Raw genomic sequence first — 16,256 nt, forward strand, 5'->3', positions numbered from 1 at the left:
AGAGACCCCACTGAATGACAACCACAAGAGCCACGACATGGAACTGACGCCAAGAGACAAGGACAAGCTGCTGCTGTTCACCGCAGCGCTGCTGGCGGAACGCCGCAAGGCCAAGGGCCTCAAGCTCAACTACCCGGAATCCATCGCCTTGATCAGCGCCGAGATTCTGGAAGGCGCCCGCGAAGGCTTGAGCGTGGCCGAGCTGATGGGGCGCGGCGCGGAGGTGCTGACCCGTGACGACGTGATGGAAGGCATCGCCGAGATGATTCCCGAAGTGCAGGTCGAGGCGACCTTCCCGGACGGCACCAAGCTGGTGACCGTTCACAACCCCATCGTGTGAGGCGAGCAATCATGATTCCCGGTGAATATCTGGTGGCGGACGGCGAGATCTCTCTCTGCGAGGACCGCCTGCGCACCACGCTCTCGGTCGGCAATACCGGCGACCGACCGATCCAGATCGGCTCGCACTATCACTTTGCCGAGGCCAATCCGGCGCTGGTGTTTGATCGCGAGGCCGCCTCGGGCAGCGCCTGGATATTGCCGCCGGCACGGCGATTCGCTTCGAGCCGGGGCAGACGCGTGACGTCACGCTGATCCCCTTCGCCGGCAGCCGTCATATCTATGGCTTCCGTGGCGAGGTGATGGGGCAACTCAAGGATGACGGCAGTGTCCAGCGCTGAGCGAGCGATGCTCCTTCCGGCAAGACGTCAGGCAATGGCGCTGACAGGCATTCAGTTCGGAGCTCACATGGCGACTGCAGTTCAGAAATTGCGGCTTAGCAACTGCAGCTCAGAAGCGTTGGCTTAGAAGCTGCAGCTCAGGGATCAAGAGGCAACCCATGAAGATAACGCGACAGGCCTATGCCGACATGTACGGACCGACCACCGGGGACCGCGTGCGTCTGGGCGATACGGCGCTGTGGATCGAGGTGGAGAAGGATTTCACCCACTACGGGGAAGAAGTGAAGTTCGGCGGTGGCAAGGTGATCCGCGATGGCATGGGCCAGAGCCAGCGCGCCGATGACAGCGTGATGGATACCGTGATCACCAATGCGCTGATTCTGGACTGGTGGGGCATCGTCAAGGCGGATGTCGGCCTCAAGGCTGGGCGCATCGCGGCCATCGGCAAAGCGGGCAACCCCGATACCCAGCCTGACGTGGATATCGTGATCGGCCCGGGCACCGAGATCATCGCCGGTGAGGGCAAGATTCTCACCGCTGGTGGTGTCGACCCGCACATCCACTTCATCTGCCCTCAGCAGGTGGAAGAGGCGCTGATGAGCGGCATCACCACCATGCTCGGCGGCGGTACCGGGCCAGCCACCGGCACCAATGCTACCACCTGTACGCCAGGGCCGTGGCATATCGGCAAGATGCTGCAGGCGGTGGATAGCCTGCCGATGAACATCGGCTTTCTCGGCAAGGGCAATGCCTCGCTGCCACAGGGACTGGAGCAGCAGATCGAGGCCGGCGTGATCGGCCTCAAGCTGCATGAGGACTGGGGCACGTCGCCGGCCTCCATCGACAACTGTCTGACCGTCGCCGATGCCTATGACGTGCAGGTGGCGATCCATACCGACACCCTGAACGAGTCGGGCTTCGTCGAGGACACCCTGGCGGCCTTCAAGGACCGCTGCATCCACACCTTCCACACTGAAGGCGCCGGTGGCGGCCATGCCCCGGACATCATCACCGCGTGCTCGCGGCCCAACGTGCTGCCGTCATCCACCAACCCGACGCGTCCCTACACCGTCAACACGGTGGATGAGCATCTCGACATGCTGATGGTTTGCCACCATCTGGACCCGAGCATTCCCGAGGACGTCGCCTTCGCCGATTCGCGCATTCGCCGTGAGACCATCGCCGCCGAGGACATCCTGCATGACCTGGGTGTCATCTCGATGATGTCCTCGGATTCCCAGGCGATGGGCCGCGTGGGCGAGGTGATCTGCCGTACCTGGCAGACGGCGCACAAGATGCGCGAACAGCGCGGCCTGCTGGCAGAGGACAGCGAGCGCGGCACCGACAACTTCCGTGCGCGCCGCTATATCGCCAAGTACACCATCAACTCGGCCATCACCCACGGCATCGCCCACGAGGTCGGCTCAATTGAAGTCGGCAAGCTGGCGGACCTGGTGCTGTGGTCACCGGCGTTCTTTGGCGTCAAACCGGCCTGCATCCTCAAGGGCGGCATGATCGCCGCTGCGCCGATGGGCGACCCGAATGCCTCGATTCCCACGCCGCAGCCGGTGCATTACCGCCCGATGTTCGGTGCCTTCGGCAAGGCGGCCAGCGCCACGCGCCTGACATTCGTCTCCCAGGCGGCGCTCAAGGCTGGTGTCGGGGAGGCGCTCGGGCTCGACAGCCCGCTGTCCGCCTGCCGCGACGTGCGTCAGGTGCGCAAGTGCGACATGAAACTCAATGACGCCTGCCCGGAGCTCAAGGTCGACCCCGAGACCTACGAAGTCTTCGCAGACGGTGAGCTGCTGACCTGTGAGCCTGCCAGCGAGCTGCCGCTGGCCCAGCGCTATCACCTGTTCTGAAGGCCTGTTTCAAGTGCCTGTTCTGATTCCCTATTCGAGATTGACGCCATGATGGAACTGATACATCGCCTGCCAGACGCCAGTGGTTCAGGCGACCCAGCGAGCGCTCACACCGATGCCGAGCCCCTCGACACCCTGACCCTGCCGCTGGAGCTGCGCATCCGCGGTCGTCTGCGTGCCACCACGGATGGCGGACGCGAGGTTGGCCTGTTTCTGGATCGCGGTCCGGTACTGCGTGATGGCGATCGGCTGGCCTCGCGCGAGGGTGAGGTGATCCGCATCCGCGCCGCGGATGAGCCGGTAGTGACTGCCCACATCGCCGCCGGGCGTCCGATGGCCGCGCTCTGCTATCACCTGGGCAATCGCCATGTGCAGCTCGCCATCGGCATGCAGACGCCTGACGCTGGCAGTAGTGAAGGAAAGGCCGAAGCAAAGGGCGAAGCAGCGAGCGCAACCGGCTGGGTGCGCTTCCCGCCGGATCACGTGCTGGAAGAACTGGCCGAGCGACTGGGCGCGACCCTCATCCATCACGAGGCGCCCTTTGACCCTGAGCCGGGCGCCTATGCCCAGGCGGGGCAGGGGCATGCTCACTCACACGGTCATGGCCACGGCCACTCACATGCTCACGACCATGCCCATGAGCACAGCCACGGCCATTCTCACAGCCACGCCCATGAGCACACGCATGAGCACTGATGCTATGGCGGGCCTGCCGGCGCAGGAGGATCTGGCGCTGCTGGGGCTGTTGCAGCTGGTGAGTCCGGCCTTGCCCATCGGCGCCTTTGCCTGGTCTCAGGGGCTGGAGAGTGCCTTCGAGCTTGGCTGGGTCACTCAGGAGCAGGAGCTTGGCGAGTGGATCGACGGCGTGCTGGAAGACGGGCTTGGCCGTTGCGAGCTGCCACTGTTGGTGCGTCTGCAGCAGGCGTGGGCCGAGGGGGATGCACCGGCGCTCGACGAGTGGGATGGCTGGCTCAAGGCGACCCGTGAGACCGCCGAACTCAGCGATGAGGACGCGCGTCTCGGGGCGGCGCTGCTGCGCCTGCTCAGAAGTCTCGAGCTCGAACCGCCAGTGGCGCTGATGCCCCAGGCACCCGGCTACGTCACGGTGTTCGCCTGGGTGGCGCATCAGCGTGGGGTGCCGCCGCGCCAGACCTTGATCGGCTTCGCCTGGGCCTGGCTCGAGAATCAGCTGGCGGTGGCCTGCAAGGCCATGCCACTGGGGCACACCGCCGCCCAACGCCTGACCGAGCAGCTGCGCCCCCGCGTGGTGGAAATCGTCGCGCAGGCGCTTGAGCGTTTGGATGGTGAGCTTGGCCCGATATTGCCGGGGCTGGCACTCGCCTCCGCCCAGCACGAAACCCAATATTCTCGTCTGTTCAGGAGTTGAGCCAAGACCGCCTGTCTTGAGGCGGCGGCGCCTGAACCGACCGACATGAACGTCTGATATCTCACGAGAAAGGAAGCTGCCATGAAGCATTGTCTACGCGTAGGAGTGGGTGGGCCGGTGGGCTCCGGCAAGACGGCGCTGCTGCGCCAACTGTGTCTGGCCCTGCGCGATCATTACGACATCGGGGTGGTCACCAATGACATCTACACCCGCGAAGATGCCGATTTCCTGTTGCGCCATGAAGCGCTGGACGCGGACCGTATCCTCGGGGTCGAGACCGGCGGCTGCCCGCATACCGCGATTCGCGAGGATGCCTCGATGAACCTGGCGGCCATCGATGATCTGCAGGCGCGTCACCCGAACATGGAGCTGGTACTGGTGGAATCCGGTGGCGACAACCTGTCTGCGACCTTCAGCCCCGAGCTTTCCGATCTCACCCTCTATGTGATCGATGTCTCGGCAGGCGACAAGATTCCGCGCAAGGGTGGGCCGGGCATCACCAAGTCGGATCTTCTGATCATCAACAAGATCGACATCGCCGAGCAGGTGCATGCCTCGCTCGAGGTGATGGATCGCGATTCGCGCAAGATGCGTGGCGAGCGGCCCTTCGTGTTCGCCAATCTGTATGACGGTGTCGGGCTGGAGGAGATCATCGCCTTCATTCTGGATCGCGGCATGTTGCCGGAGCGTCGCCCGCAAAAGCTGGCGGCACAGGCCTGACGGCGCAGCGTTTTCTGCCACTTGTTTACGATTTATTGTCTCCCGACATTCGTCTCACCACGGGTGTCGGGGATTCATCATCATCTTGTTCAGGAATGACACATGAAGCGTTTTCACTCCGCACTGCTTGCCACCTCGCTGCTGCTGGTGGCGACCTCGGCCTCTGCCCACCCCGGCCATGATGCCCAGGGGCTGATGGCGGGCCTGTCGCATCCCTTTACCGGGCTGGACCACCTGCTGGCCATGCTGGCCATCGGCATCTGGAGTGTGCGTCAGTCGCGGGCCTTGACGCTTGCCACGCCGCTGTTGATGGTCGTCGGCATGCTCGCTGGGGCGGGCATCGCGCTGCTCAGCGGTGGTCAGGCGCTGCATGCACTGATCGCCGAGCAGGGCATTCTGCTCTCGGTGCTGGTCTCCGGTGCGCTGGTGGCGCTGCTGATGCGTCTGCCGACCATGGCTGGCGCCGTGATGGTCGCCGGCTTCATGGCCTGCCACGGTTTCGCGCATGCGCTGGAAATGCCGGCGGTTGGCAGCGCTGCGGGCTACATGGCGGGCTTCGTGATCGCGACGTTGGCCCTGGCGTTGCTGGGCCGTGCAATCGGCCAGCGCCTGATGGGGGTACCTGCCATCGCTTCACGTCTGGTGGGCGGAGCGGTGATGGCCTCTGCCGTGATGATGGCAGTCTAGGACGATTTCAGGTTGAGGGAATTCATGACGATGACATGAACTCTCGCATTGGATTCATTGCGCTATCGACGCCCCGCTGACTTGTCAGCGGGGCGTTTTTTGTCAGGGGGTAAGGGATTGCCTTGTAGAAATGTTATAACGTATCATTTTGGGGTCGAGTGGATGATGGCGCATTCCTCGACCTGCCGCGCAATCGTGCTTGCTGATGCAAGCCCTCTGTCAAGGGCTCTGACAAGGGCTCTGTGAGACAAGCCCTCATGGGCGTCATGCAGCACCTGATTCGGCGTGATGCCCCCTCATGAATCCAAGGCAATGACTGATGACAACTCTGCAATCGACTTCCTCTCCTGACAGGCCCGCTTCACTGCCTCCGGCGCTGCCAGTGACTGTGCTGTCCGGCTTTCTGGGCGCAGGCAAGACGACGCTGCTCAATCACATCCTTGCCAACCGTGAAGGGCGTCGGGTGGCGGTGATCGTCAATGACATGAGCGAGGTCAACATCGATGCCGCCATGGTGCGTGGCGCACCCGGTGCGGACAACGAGGTGACGCTCAATCGTGCCGAGGAACAGCTGGTCGAGATGAGCAATGGCTGCATCTGCTGCACGCTGCGTGAGGACCTGCTCATCGAGGTACGGCGACTGGCCGAGGAAGGGCGCTTCGATTGCCTGGTGATCGAATCCACCGGCATTTCCGAGCCACTGCCGGTGGCGGAAACCTTCACCTTCGAGGACGAGGACGGCCAGTGCCTCTCCAGTGTCGCGCGTCTCGACACCATGGTTACCGTCGTGGATGGCGCCAACTTCCTCACCCAGTATCGCGAGGCGCAGTCACTGGCGGAAGCGGGGGAAAGCCTCGGCGAAGACGATGAGCGCAATGTCGCCGACCTGCTGGTCGATCAGATCGAATTCTGTGATGTGCTGTTGATCAGCAAGACGGATCTGCTCGATGCCTCGCAGCTTGCTGAGCTGAGCGCGGTGCTGCGCTCGCTCAACCCGGAGGCCGAGATTCTGCCCATGACGAAGGGCGCCGTGCCGCTTTCCAAGGTGCTGGACGCTGGCCGCTTCAGTTTCGATCGCGCGCAACAGGCACCGGGCTGGCTGAAGGAGATGCGCGGCGAGCACGTGCCGGAGACCGAGGAATATGGCATCTCGAGTTTCTCCTACCATGCGCGCGTGCCGTTCCATCCCGAGAAATTCCACCAGCTGCTCCACGGAGACTGGTTCGGAGGCAAGCTGCTGCGCTCCAAGGGCTTCTTCTGGCTGGCCACGCGGCCGCAGTTTGCCGGACAGTGGAACCAGGCCGGTGGCATCGCGCACTACGGGTTCGGGGGCATGTTCTGGAAGGCAGTCCCGGAGGTCGAATGGCCAGAAGACCCCGAGTATCTGGAGTCGATCCGGGAAAAGTGGCAGGAGCCGTTCGGTGACATGCGCCAGGAGCTGGTATTCATCGGTCAGAACCTGGATGAAGCCCGTATCCGCCATGCGCTGGATGAGTGTCTGCTCGATGACGCCACGCTGCTGGCGGGCAAGGAAGCCTGGCGTGACCTGCCGGACCCGTTCCCCGCCTGGGAATGAGCGACGGCACCTGAGTTTTTGATCTGCTGATACTCGCCTAGACACCCCGCTGATCCGCGATCAGTGGGGTGTTCTGTTTCTACGTTCCTTACAGAGATGGCCTTCCCGTTAACGGCCGGCTGCCCATGCACGTCGGTTTCCCCCCGGTGGGTCATGGAGTCAACTCATGACGGTTTGGCTGAGCGCTACGTCGCTTGAGCGATACCCAGAGGGGGAATGTCAGGGCAGAAGCGATGCAGAAAGTGCCAAGCCATTGAAGGGGGCCGAATGACTCGCCCATCCACACAAAACCCAGCACCGTTGCCGTCAGCGGGCTGAAGATACCCAGCAGTGATGCGGAGAAGGCGGGCAATCGCTGGATGCCGGCAAACCAGAGGCCATAGCCGAGCACTCCACCCGGCAGGATCAGGTAGCCATAGCCCAGCAGATGTTGCAGCTCGAGATTGGTCGGTATGCCTTCCGACCAGGCGGCCAGGGGCAGCAACAACAGTCCACCGAAGATCAATTGCCAGCCCGTCAGACTCAATTGACTGACGTCGGGCGGACGTTGCCAGCGCTTGCTGAGTACGATGCCGGCGGCCATCGAGACAGCACCGATCAGCGCGATCCCGACCCCTGTCATGTCCAGCCCACCTTGGCCGGGATTGAGCAGCAGCACCACTCCGACCATGCCCAGTCCACACTGCATTGCGGCTGTCATGCTGAAGCCTGTCCCCAGCCACCAGTGGCTCAGCAGTAGAACCCACACCGACTGACTTGCCAGCAGCAAGGCGGCCATGCTGCCGGGGATGCGGTAGGCAGCGGCAAACAGGCAGGTAAAGAAGAGTCCGATATTGAGAGTACCCAGCACCATGGCCTTCACCCACCACCCTCCCGACAAGGTCTGTCGAGTCCAGAGCAGAATCAGCATTCCCGCGGGCAGGGCGCGAATGGTGGCTGCGGTGAGTGGGGTGTCGGCAGGGAGAAGGGTCTGTGTCACCAGGTAAGTACTTCCCCATATGATCGGGGCCGTGGCGGTCATGGCGACAACCTTCAGGTGTGAAGATGGCATATTTGTCTCTCCTTGAAGTATCTTTCTAGAAAGATAGATGTGAGAGTACTCGCAAACTCGCCGTCATCAAAGTATCTTTTTGGAAAGATAACTGGGAGGTTTCATGATGACGGATGCCGTGGATCGCATTCTTGCGCAGTGGGAGGAGGCTCGCCCCGATCTGGATTGTCGGCCGATGGGTATATTCGGGCGTATCAGTCGGGCAGGTCGCGTGTTTGGCTCGAGGATGGAGCAGGTATTCGAGAAGGAGGGCCTGTCGACTGTCGAGTTCGACATCCTGGCGACGCTGCGACGTTCACAGGCGCCATTGACCCCGACCCAGCTGTATCAGACGTTGATGCTCTCTTCCGGTGCCATGAGCACGCGGATAGATCAGCTGGTGAAGCGAGGGTTGTTGCAGCGCCAGGCCAGTGATGAGGATCGGCGCAGCAATCGCGTCGCGCTGACGGAAGCAGGGCGTCATCTGATCGACACCACTCTGGAAGCGCATGTCGAGAATCAGCACCGGATGGCGAGTGCGCTGGACAGTGATGAGCAACATCAGCTTGCCTGTCTGCTGCGCAAGCTGATGACTGATGAACAACGCTAGCTATCATGCAGCACTCATCGGGCCTCTGTATGGGCATGCACCAGCTCACCCTTGAGGAGACGCTTCGCTGCCGGTCTGTGAGACAAGGCGTGAGATGCGTGCCGCTGCACTGCTCAGGGCAAACAGCAGGGTGGCCAGGCACACGATGGTGGGGCCGGTGGGGGCACCCAGCCAGTAAGATGCCTGCAGTCCGCCGGTGGTGGAGACTTCGCCGATGATGGCGGCGGCTATAGTCATCAGCTCCGGGGTGTGACAGAAGCGGCGCTCAATGGTCAGAATCTGATGTTCGTCGAAGGCGCCGCACGCAGGTTGATCAATGGCTGGCGATCACCGAGGGCGAGGCATATGTCCACGTGCGGCATGTCGAAAGTATGCACCCTCACGACGCCGTGGCTTGGGGTCGCCGTGACTGAGTGACGTCTAGCATGGTCCTTCAGCTTCGTTCTTCAGTTACGCCCTATTTCGAGACGTTGACGTCTCTGGTCCGCATGCACGCCCCGCCGAGGAAATCGGCGGGGCTTTTGGTTTTGCAGGGCTGAAAAACCTCCAAACACCGCGGCTGACGACAGCAGGCGGTTGATGTCGGTGTGTGGTTTGCCATCCAGTCCAGATGAAGCTGTGGAAGGAGGATTGTTGCGTGTTTTGCTAGACAAAGGTCTATTTCTGCGGCGCTATGATTGACCGATGCGGCGGTGGGCGACTAAGTTTTGCTTCATCTGGTATGGTTTGCAGTCCACTTGAAGGGGGGAATTTGAACGTGACGCACGTGAGTCAGTCTCGCCAACACAGACTCAGGTCCGGAGCGATCAAGCAGCAAGCCAGACCCGATACGTCCATACCCCACAACAGAACAATCAAAGGGATTCGACAATGAAGCGAGCCATGCTTGCCGCCACGCTGTTAGCCGCCGCCTTGGGTACCACCCTTGCGCATGCCGAGAAGATCGTGTTTGCCATCGGTGGTAGCCCCAACAGTCTGCAGGGCCAGACTGCACAACATTTCGCCGATAGCCTGCAGGCTCGACTCGGGGATGAGCATCAGGTCGAGTACTACCACAGTGGCCAGCTGGGCGATGAGCGCCAGCTGATCCAGAAGCTGCGCCTCGGCACGGTCGATCTGGCCGCGATTTCCTCGGTGATGTCGTCTGTCTCGCCAAGCTTTGCGCTGTTTGACATGCCGTTCATGGTCAAGGATCGAGAGCATCTCAAGCGCATCGATGACGAGATCGTGATGACGGACCTGGCCGAGGATGCCAAGGCCAAGGGCCTCAAGCTGGTCTCCACCTGGGAGAACGGCTTCCGCCAGATCACCAACAATGAACATCCCGTGGTGGAGCCGGAAGATCTGGACGGGCTGAAGCTGCGTACCCCGCAGAGCGAATGGCGTACCGGCATGTTCACGGCGTGGGGTGCCAATCCGACACCGATGGCCTTCTCGGAAGTCTTCGTGGCGCTCCAGACCGGGGTGGTCGACGGCCAGGAGAACCCGCTGTCCAACATCGATGGCGCCAAGTTCCAGGAGGTTCAGAAGTACCTGTCACTCTCCAATCATGTCTATTCGCCCATCTGGCTGACCAGCAGTCAGGCCGGCTGGGGCAAGATGCCCGAGGACGTGAAGGCCGCGATTGCCGAGGTGTCCGCCGAGACCCAGAGCTGGGCCTTTGCCAAGGGTGCAGAACTGGATGACAAGCTGCTGGCGAGCCTCAAGGCGGGCGGCATGGCCGTCAATGAGGTGGATCGGGATGCCTTCGTCACCGCGAGTGCGCCGGTCTATCAGGCGTTCTCCGATAAGGTCGACGGTGGCCAGGCACTGGTTGACCGAGCCATGGCACTGGCCAAGGAGTAAGTCATGAGCTCGCATTCCCATGCGGCCAAGGCAACCTTCCCCACCGAGAGTGGGGAAGGACTGACGGCCACGGCTGACGTGACGCTGCTGGACAGAGTCAATTGGGTGGTGGAACGCTGCCTGGAAGTATTCACCGTCGGGTTGCTGCTCTCCCTGACGATGATCGTGCTGGCGGCGGTGGCCTTGCGCACCTTCGGTGGCTCCTTGCCTGGTATGACGAGGTCGCCTCGATCAATCTGGCCTGGCTCAGCTTCTATGGCGCTGGTCTGGCGGCTCTGAAGCGTTCCCACATGGGCTTCCCTGGTCTGATCACCAAGGCGCCCATCGCGCTGCGCAGTTCGCTGTTCATTACCTCTGAGCTAATCGTGATCGGATTCTTTGCCGTGGTGGGCTGGTTCGGTTACCAGGTGCTGGACGTGCTGGCCTGGGACTCCCTCATCGCCTTGCCGACCATCGGTCTGGATGTCACCCAGTCGGTGATTCCGATCAGTGCGGCGCTCTTCATTCTGTGTGAACTGCTGAGTCTGCCTCATGCTTGGCGCAAGATGTGTGCAGGCGTCAACAGCGAAGAGGAAGAGATCGCGGAAGCCATCCGTCTCGCCGAGCAAGACCTCAAGGAGCACCGTTCATGACGCTACTGATCATTATCGCGGCGCTGTTCGCACTGGTGTTGATCAACGTGCCCATTGCGGTCGCCATCGGCACCGTCGGGGTCGTCGGAGTGGTGATCTTCATGGGCGTGGATGCGCTGGTGAACGTGCCACTGACGCTCTTTAATGGCGCCACCAAGTTCCCGCTGATCGCGATTCCGCTGTTTATTCTGGCCGGCGCGCTGATGAATACCTCGGGCATCTCCATGCGACTGATCAATCTTGTCACGGCCATGGTTGGATTTGTGCGGGGTGGTCTGGCGATGGTCAATGTCGGGGTATCGCTGTTCTTCGCCGAGATTTCCGGCTCTGCGGTGGCCGATGTGGCCGCGACGGGTTCGGTGCTGATTCCCGAGATGAAGAAGCGCAAGTACACGCCGCAGTTCTCGGCGGCGATCACGTCGTCTTCGGCGTCGCTTGCTATCATCATTCCGCCGTCGCTGTCAATGATTCTCTACGGGGCCATCGCGGACACCTCCATCGTTAAGCTGTTCGTCGCCGGCATCATCCCGGGGATTCTGGGTGGTCTGGGGCTGGCGATGCTCTGCTATTACTACGCCCGCAAGTACGACATGCCGCGTGAGGCTGCCTTCTCGCTGTCGACACTCGGCAAGGCGTTTCGCGAGGCCTTCTGGGCCCTGACGCTGCCGGTCATCATTCTGGGCGGCATCTTCGGCGGCTTCGTGACCGCCACCGAAGGCGCGGGCATCGCCGTGCTGGCGGCGCTGGTCATCGGGGGGCTGGTCTATCGTGAGCTGAACCTGCAGGTGCTGTATCGCGCGGTGATCGATGGCGTGATCCAGACCTCCGTCGTGATGCTGCTGGTCGCCACATCCGCGGTGCTGGGGCTCTTCCTCACCGAGATGCAGCTACCGCAACAGCTGGCCCAGGAAATCACCGCGATCACCACAGACCCGGTGGCGGTGTTGGCGTTGCTCAACATCCTGCTGCTCCTGCTCGGCATGTTCCTGCATGGTGCCGCTGCCATCATCCTGGTGGTACCGATCGTGATGCCGTTGATCCAGCAGATCGGCATCGACCCCATCCACTTTGGCCTGATCCTGACCCTCAATCTGGCCATCGGTCAGCAGACGCCGCCTGTTGCCTCGGTACTGGCCACCTCATGCTCCATCGCCAAGACGGACATGTGGGAAACCACCAAGGTCAATCTGCCGATGATTTTCGTGCTCTTCCTGGTGCTGATGTTGGTCACCTACGTGCCAGCGATTCCCATGAGTCTTGTCGAGCACTTCTATGGTTAAGCACTATGGCTGAGAGGGCAGTGGTGGAGACTGCCCGCCAGACACGCAAGGCCGCCTCAAAGGGCGGCCTTGGCGTGTCTGAAATAGGCGAGTGAAATAGGCGAGTGAAATGTGCGGGGAATGATCATCGGCCAGGCCAGGCTTCATCAGGTGGGGTATTTCACTGCTCTGACCCAGTGACAGGTACGCCTTTCGCAACCTCTCGAGGGCCGGGCACACGCTGCTCGGCGCGTAGCGTCCACATCACACCGCCGAGAATCAACAGCATGCCCAGCACTTCATTGGTCTGCGGCCATTGCCATGCCAGCAGATATCCGTAGAGCAACGCACAGCAGGTCTCGAAGACGATCATCTGTCCGCCTACCGACACCGGCAGGCGCTGGGCCGAGGAATTCCAAAGGGCATTGGCGATCCAGGAGCCACCGACCGACATGAACAGGGCTGCGGCAGCGAAGGCCAGCCAGCGTTCAGACGAGAGCTCCAGTGGCAATATCCGCGGCTGCAAGACGGCGACCAGCACAAGAATCATCACTGCCACGACCCCGGTCGCGATGCCTTGCAGGGTGGACCATTCACGCGCGGAAAAACGATCGGCCTTGAGCTGCTGGGCATTGCGCAGCGCGAACCATGCCCAGGACATCACGCCGAGCGAGCCACACAGCACGCCGATCAGGTCTCGCCACTCTCCTGCCCCCTGCAGGAAGCGAAGCAGAACAGGCACGTTCATGCAGACGATTCCCACCGCGATCAGCGTCAGCGACAGGCTCACGGACAGGCGGCTCGCCTGAATATGGCGTCTCCCGATCAACATCACCGCCACCGGCACCAGCCCGTTGATCAATGCCGCGATGGCCACGCCGGCATATTGAACGGCCGCCGTCAGCAGGATGAAATACGCCACATTGCCTGTCAGCGCCAACTCCAGCAGCAGGCGGGTATCGCGCACAGTGAGGCGAGCAGACAGACGGCGAGCATGGGGTAACGCGATCGCCGCGGCAAACAGTCCGTAGAGCACGAAACGCGCGCAGCTGATGACCACTGGATGGATGTCGCCAAGCAGTGAGGGCAACACGATGACGCCTCCCCAGAGGGCGCCTGCCATGCCAGAATGGACTATTGCTTTCTTCATGATGAGTCGCCCTTGTCTTGATCAAGTGGCCACTCTAATGCGTTACTTCGCGATGAAGCAGCGACTTTGCCGCATCCAGACATTCCATCAAGGAATGTGAGGCGAAAGAGCTACATGGAACCATCTGCGCGAGCTCAATGACGAACACAGACACAATTTCAAATACAGGGAGCCCCCAGGCAGGACGTTTTCGCCATCTTCCCTCACTGGAGGGACTCGCGGCCTTCGAGTCCGTGAGTCGCTTGGGAAGCTTTACCCGAGCCGCTGATGAGCTGTGTCTGACCCAGAGCGCCATCAGCAAGCAGATTCGTGCGCTGGAAGCGTCTCTTGGCACGCCGCTGTTCGTGCGCAAGGCGCGCGGTGTCACGCTTTCCAAGGCGGGAATGCTCTACCAGCAGCACATTCTCCCGGCGCTGCAAGGGCTCGAGATGGCCGGGCAGCGCCTGCGGGCACTCCAGCACCCTGACACCGTCAGCGTGCTGGCAACGCATGCCGTCTCCCAGTACTGGCTGTTCCCCTGCCTGTTGAGCTTCAGCGCCGAGCACCCCGAGATCACCGTGCACATCCACGCTAGCAACGAGATGGATGCCAGCATGGTGCCGGACCATGATCTCGCGGTCCTCTATGGCGACGGCGAATGGCCAGCGCTGGGTGCCACGCCGCTGATTCACGAAGATATCTATCCGGTGGCGCGCCCGGATGTGATCAAGGAGCAGGAGCTTTCGCTGGAAGAGCTGGCCCAGCGGCCGCTGATTCAGCTGGACTCCTCTTGGAACTGCATGGACTGGTCTCATTGGTTCGCCCATTTCGGTATTCGCTACCGCCCGCCCAAGTCCGACATCACCTTCAATCAGCTGACGCTGACCTACGCCGCCATCCAGCGAGGCGCCGGCATCGGACTGGCATGGGACTTCATGGCGGCGGAGGCCATCGCCAAGGGCGAGCTGGTACGTGTCACGGATCATCGCGCGATCACCGACCTCGCGGAGCATCTCGTGTTTGATCTCGATCGACCGCTCTCGGCCTCCGCGCGATTGTTCCGGGATTGGCTGATCGCCAAGGCTGGAGAGGGCGGTGTGACAGGGCAGAAGGACTGAGCAGAATGTCTGAACATGAGCCCTGAGCACAGTGTCTAGATATGAGCCCTGAACGTGAAAGAGCCACCCCGCGGGGTGGCTCTTCTGGCAGTTGTGGACTGCACTTCACCTTGTTCAATGGCGGGGTATCACCCCTCCCGCTCCCCATCCACCAGTCGACTGATGCCGGAGGGCGCGTCGTGCTTGAGCTCCGGTGGCAGCAGGGCTTCCGGCAGGTCCTGATAGCAGACCGGGCGCAGGAAGCGGTGAATCGCGGCGGTGCCCACCGAGGTGGTGCGGCTATCGGAGGTGGCGGGCCAGGGGCCACCGTGGACCATGGCGTCACAGACTTCGACCCCTGTCGGCCAGCCATTGACGAGGATGCGTCCGGCGCGGCGCTCCAGCACCGGCAGCAGCTGACGTGAGGCATCGTGATCGGCATCATCCAGGTGCAGAGTGGCGGTCAGCTGGCCTTCCAGCGCGCTGCAGACCTGCTTGAGCTGAGCGAGATCATCGCATTCGATGATCAACGAGCTGGAGCCGAAGACTTCCGCCTGCATGGCTTCATTGGCCAGGAAGTCGCTCGCCTGGGTGCTGAACAGCTGGGTCTGGCAGGGGCTGGCGATGGGCGAGTCGCTTTCACCACTGGCCAGGCAGGTGATGCCGGGCTGTGAGGACAGGCTCGCCACGCCCTCGGCATAGGCCTTGTGGATGCCCGGCGTCAGCATGGTCTGCACCGGACTTGCCTGGATGGCGGGAATGGCAGCTTGCTTGAAGCGCTCCAATGCTTCGCCCTTGATGGCCAGCACCAGCCCCGGGTTGGTGCAGAACTGACCGGCGCCCATGTTGAGCGAGCCGACGAATGCGCTGCCCAGCGCTTCGCTGCGGGCTTCCAGTGCGGCCGGCATCAGGATGACCGGGTTGATGCTGCTCATCTCGGCATAGACCGGAATTGGCTGCGGGCGCGCCTGAGCGAGGGCCAGCAGAGCGGTGCCGCCGCTGCGCGAGCCGGTAAAGCCGACCGCCTGGATCTCTGGATGCTTGACCAGCGCCTGGCCGACCTCATTGCCCGGGCCGAACAGCAGCGAGAAGACGCCTTCCGGCATGTCGCAACGCTTGGCGGCGCGCGCCACGGCCTGACCGACCAGTTCCGAGGTGCCCGGGTGAGCCGAGTGTCCCTTGACCACCACCGGGCAGCCCGCGGCCAGCGCGGAAGCGGTATCGCCACCGGCCACCGAGAAGGCCAACGGGAAGTTGCTGGCCCCGAAGACGGCCACCGGGCCCAGCGGGATCTGACGCTGGCGCAGGTCGGCACGCGGCAGGGGCGCACGTTCCGGCAGCGCAGGATCGACGCGCACATCCTGCCACTCACCGCGGCGCAGTACCTTGGCGAACAGCTTGAGCTGTCCGCAGGTGCGGCCGCGTTCACCGTTCAGGCGTGCCTCGGGCAGGCCGGTCTCCTGCATGGCGCGCTGGGTCAGGGTATCGCCCAGTGCATCGATTTCCTCGGCGATGGTCTCGAGGAAGATGGCTCTCGCGTCGGTCGATGTGGCGCGATAGGCATCGAAGGCCTGACTGGCCAGCTGGCAGGCCTCTTCCACCGTGCTCGCGTTGGCACCCGGATAGGCAGGCTCCAGACGCTCACCCGTGGCCGGATTGATGGCGTGGATCGCCTCGCCCTGAGCGGCGAAGCTGCGTTGTCCGATAAGCTGATGACCGTTGAGTGACATCGTGTCTTCTCC

Annotated in this window: 17 protein-coding genes and 1 pseudogene; 14 read left to right on the forward strand and 4 right to left on the reverse strand. The window is 62.3% G+C overall.

The window, feature by feature from the left end; genetic code table 11:
• Window positions 1-37: 37 nt before the first annotated feature.
• From ureA to zigA, 8 genes and pseudogenes are all read left to right on the forward strand, one after another.
• Window positions 38-340: an urease subunit gamma gene (gene ureA / locus BF12_RS0112220; RefSeq protein WP_024952521.1), complete on the forward strand. Its 303-nt coding sequence runs from the start codon at window positions 38-40 to the stop codon at window positions 338-340.
• Between the two features lie 11 nt (window positions 341-351).
• A pseudogene (locus BF12_RS19930) lies at window positions 352-680 on the forward strand (urease subunit beta).
• Between the two features lie 158 nt (window positions 681-838).
• Window positions 839-2,542 (forward strand): urease subunit alpha, encoded by a 1,704-nt coding sequence (ureC, locus tag BF12_RS0112230; protein WP_024952522.1) that lies wholly within the window; start codon window positions 839-841, stop codon window positions 2,540-2,542.
• A gap of 48 nt (window positions 2,543-2,590) precedes the next feature.
• Window positions 2,591-3,238, forward strand: coding sequence for an urease accessory protein UreE (locus BF12_RS0112235; protein ID WP_024952523.1), 648 nt, complete (start codon window positions 2,591-2,593; stop codon window positions 3,236-3,238).
• Window positions 3,228-3,929, forward strand: coding sequence for an urease accessory protein UreF (locus BF12_RS0112240; RefSeq protein WP_024952524.1), 702 nt, complete (start codon window positions 3,228-3,230; stop codon window positions 3,927-3,929). Before BF12_RS0112235 ends, BF12_RS0112240 begins: the two co-directional genes overlap by 11 nt.
• Before the next feature lie 81 nt (window positions 3,930-4,010).
• Entirely contained in the window at window positions 4,011-4,649 is a 639-nt protein-coding gene (gene ureG, locus BF12_RS0112245; protein ID WP_024952525.1) for an urease accessory protein UreG, read from the forward strand.
• Between the two features lie 102 nt (window positions 4,650-4,751).
• Window positions 4,752-5,336, forward strand: coding sequence for a HupE/UreJ family protein (locus BF12_RS0112250; protein WP_024952526.1), 585 nt, complete (start codon window positions 4,752-4,754; stop codon window positions 5,334-5,336).
• A gap of 319 nt (window positions 5,337-5,655) precedes the next feature.
• Window positions 5,656-6,912, forward strand: a complete 1,257-nt coding sequence (gene zigA, locus BF12_RS0112255; RefSeq protein ID WP_051510963.1) for a zinc metallochaperone GTPase ZigA — start codon at window positions 5,656-5,658, stop codon at window positions 6,910-6,912.
• Between the two features lie 151 nt (window positions 6,913-7,063).
• On the opposite strand, the gene BF12_RS0112260 is transcribed toward zigA, so the two are convergent.
• Window positions 7,064-7,963 carry an EamA family transporter gene (locus BF12_RS0112260; RefSeq protein WP_024952528.1) on the reverse strand — a complete coding sequence of 300 codons (900 nt, stop codon included), beginning with the start codon at window positions 7,961-7,963 and terminating at the stop codon, window positions 7,064-7,066.
• A 103-nt stretch (window positions 7,964-8,066) separates the two neighbouring features.
• Here BF12_RS0112260 and BF12_RS0112265 point away from each other — a divergent pair, with 103 nt between their 5' ends.
• The gene (locus tag BF12_RS0112265) at window positions 8,067-8,552 is read left to right on the forward strand and encodes a MarR family winged helix-turn-helix transcriptional regulator (protein ID WP_024952529.1); all 486 of its coding nucleotides are present in this window, start codon (window positions 8,067-8,069) and stop codon (window positions 8,550-8,552) included.
• A gap of 45 nt (window positions 8,553-8,597) precedes the next feature.
• Here the strand turns inward: BF12_RS0112265 and BF12_RS0112270 are convergent, their stop codons facing one another.
• On the reverse strand, window positions 8,598-8,870 hold the full coding sequence (locus tag BF12_RS0112270; protein ID WP_345917410.1) for a metal ABC transporter permease: 273 nt from the start codon (window positions 8,868-8,870) through the stop codon (window positions 8,598-8,600).
• Between the two features lie 552 nt (window positions 8,871-9,422).
• Between BF12_RS0112270 and BF12_RS0112275 the strand changes: the two genes are divergently transcribed.
• Genes BF12_RS0112275 through BF12_RS0112285 form a run of 4 tightly spaced genes read left to right on the forward strand, consistent with a single transcriptional unit; the run spans window position 9,423 to window position 12,309 of the window.
• Window positions 9,423-10,397, forward strand: coding sequence for a TRAP transporter substrate-binding protein (locus tag BF12_RS0112275; protein ID WP_024952531.1), 975 nt, complete (start codon window positions 9,423-9,425; stop codon window positions 10,395-10,397).
• Between the two features lie 3 nt (window positions 10,398-10,400).
• Window positions 10,401-10,676 carry a hypothetical protein gene (locus BF12_RS22910; RefSeq protein WP_051510964.1) on the forward strand — a complete coding sequence of 92 codons (276 nt, stop codon included), beginning with the start codon at window positions 10,401-10,403 and terminating at the stop codon, window positions 10,674-10,676.
• Window positions 10,634-11,029: a TRAP transporter small permease gene (locus BF12_RS21735; protein ID WP_248623696.1), complete on the forward strand. Its 396-nt coding sequence runs from the start codon at window positions 10,634-10,636 to the stop codon at window positions 11,027-11,029. The genes BF12_RS22910 and BF12_RS21735 overlap by 43 nt, the downstream gene beginning before the upstream one ends.
• Complete coding sequence (locus BF12_RS0112285; protein WP_024952532.1) at window positions 11,026-12,309, forward strand: TRAP transporter large permease; 1,284 nt, start codon at window positions 11,026-11,028, stop codon at window positions 12,307-12,309. Before BF12_RS21735 ends, BF12_RS0112285 begins: the two co-directional genes overlap by 4 nt.
• Window positions 12,310-12,469: 160 nt before the next feature.
• On the opposite strand, the gene BF12_RS0112290 is transcribed toward BF12_RS0112285, so the two are convergent.
• Window positions 12,470-13,438 (reverse strand): DMT family transporter, encoded by a 969-nt coding sequence (locus BF12_RS0112290; protein ID WP_024952533.1) that lies wholly within the window; start codon window positions 13,436-13,438, stop codon window positions 12,470-12,472.
• Window positions 13,439-13,575: 137 nt separating this feature from the next.
• Between BF12_RS0112290 and BF12_RS0112295 the strand changes: the two genes are divergently transcribed.
• A complete protein-coding gene (locus BF12_RS0112295; RefSeq protein ID WP_051510967.1) occupies window positions 13,576-14,535 on the forward strand; it encodes a LysR substrate-binding domain-containing protein in 960 nt (319 codons plus the stop codon).
• 128 nt (window positions 14,536-14,663) lie between these two features.
• Here BF12_RS0112295 and BF12_RS0112300 read toward each other — a convergent pair whose 3' ends face one another.
• Window positions 14,664-16,244, reverse strand: a complete 1,581-nt coding sequence (locus tag BF12_RS0112300; protein ID WP_024952535.1) for an aldehyde dehydrogenase (NADP(+)) — start codon at window positions 16,242-16,244, stop codon at window positions 14,664-14,666.
• Window positions 16,245-16,256 lie beyond the last annotated feature (12 nt).

Source organism: Cobetia crustatorum (genome assembly GCF_000591415.1).
GTDB lineage: Bacteria > Pseudomonadota > Gammaproteobacteria > Pseudomonadales > Halomonadaceae > Cobetia > Cobetia crustatorum.

Bases quoted from the DNA above. Each gene is read 5' to 3' on its own strand.
- ureA (WP_024952521.1), top strand. From the start codon at position 38: ATGGAACTGACGCCAAGAGACAAGGACAAGCTGCTGCTGTTCACCGCA.
- ureC (WP_024952522.1), top strand. From the start codon at position 839: ATGAAGATAACGCGACAGGCCTATGCCGACATGTACGGACCGACCACC.
- BF12_RS0112235 (WP_024952523.1), top strand. From the start codon at position 2,591: ATGATGGAACTGATACATCGCCTGCCAGACGCCAGTGGTTCAGGCGAC.
- BF12_RS0112240 (WP_024952524.1), top strand. From the start codon at position 3,228: ATGAGCACTGATGCTATGGCGGGCCTGCCGGCGCAGGAGGATCTGGCG.
- ureG (WP_024952525.1), top strand. From the start codon at position 4,011: ATGAAGCATTGTCTACGCGTAGGAGTGGGTGGGCCGGTGGGCTCCGGC.
- BF12_RS0112250 (WP_024952526.1), top strand. From the start codon at position 4,752: ATGAAGCGTTTTCACTCCGCACTGCTTGCCACCTCGCTGCTGCTGGTG.
- zigA (WP_051510963.1), top strand. From the start codon at position 5,656: ATGACAACTCTGCAATCGACTTCCTCTCCTGACAGGCCCGCTTCACTG.
- BF12_RS0112260 (WP_024952528.1), bottom strand. From the start codon at position 7,963: ATGCCATCTTCACACCTGAAGGTTGTCGCCATGACCGCCACGGCCCCG.
- BF12_RS0112265 (WP_024952529.1), top strand. From the start codon at position 8,067: ATGATGACGGATGCCGTGGATCGCATTCTTGCGCAGTGGGAGGAGGCT.
- BF12_RS0112275 (WP_024952531.1), top strand. From the start codon at position 9,423: ATGAAGCGAGCCATGCTTGCCGCCACGCTGTTAGCCGCCGCCTTGGGT.
- BF12_RS22910 (WP_051510964.1), top strand. From the start codon at position 10,401: ATGAGCTCGCATTCCCATGCGGCCAAGGCAACCTTCCCCACCGAGAGT.
- BF12_RS0112285 (WP_024952532.1), top strand. From the start codon at position 11,026: ATGACGCTACTGATCATTATCGCGGCGCTGTTCGCACTGGTGTTGATC.
- BF12_RS0112290 (WP_024952533.1), bottom strand. From the start codon at position 13,438: ATGAAGAAAGCAATAGTCCATTCTGGCATGGCAGGCGCCCTCTGGGGA.
- BF12_RS0112295 (WP_051510967.1), top strand. From the start codon at position 13,576: ATGACGAACACAGACACAATTTCAAATACAGGGAGCCCCCAGGCAGGA.
- BF12_RS0112300 (WP_024952535.1), bottom strand. From the start codon at position 16,244: ATGTCACTCAACGGTCATCAGCTTATCGGACAACGCAGCTTCGCCGCT.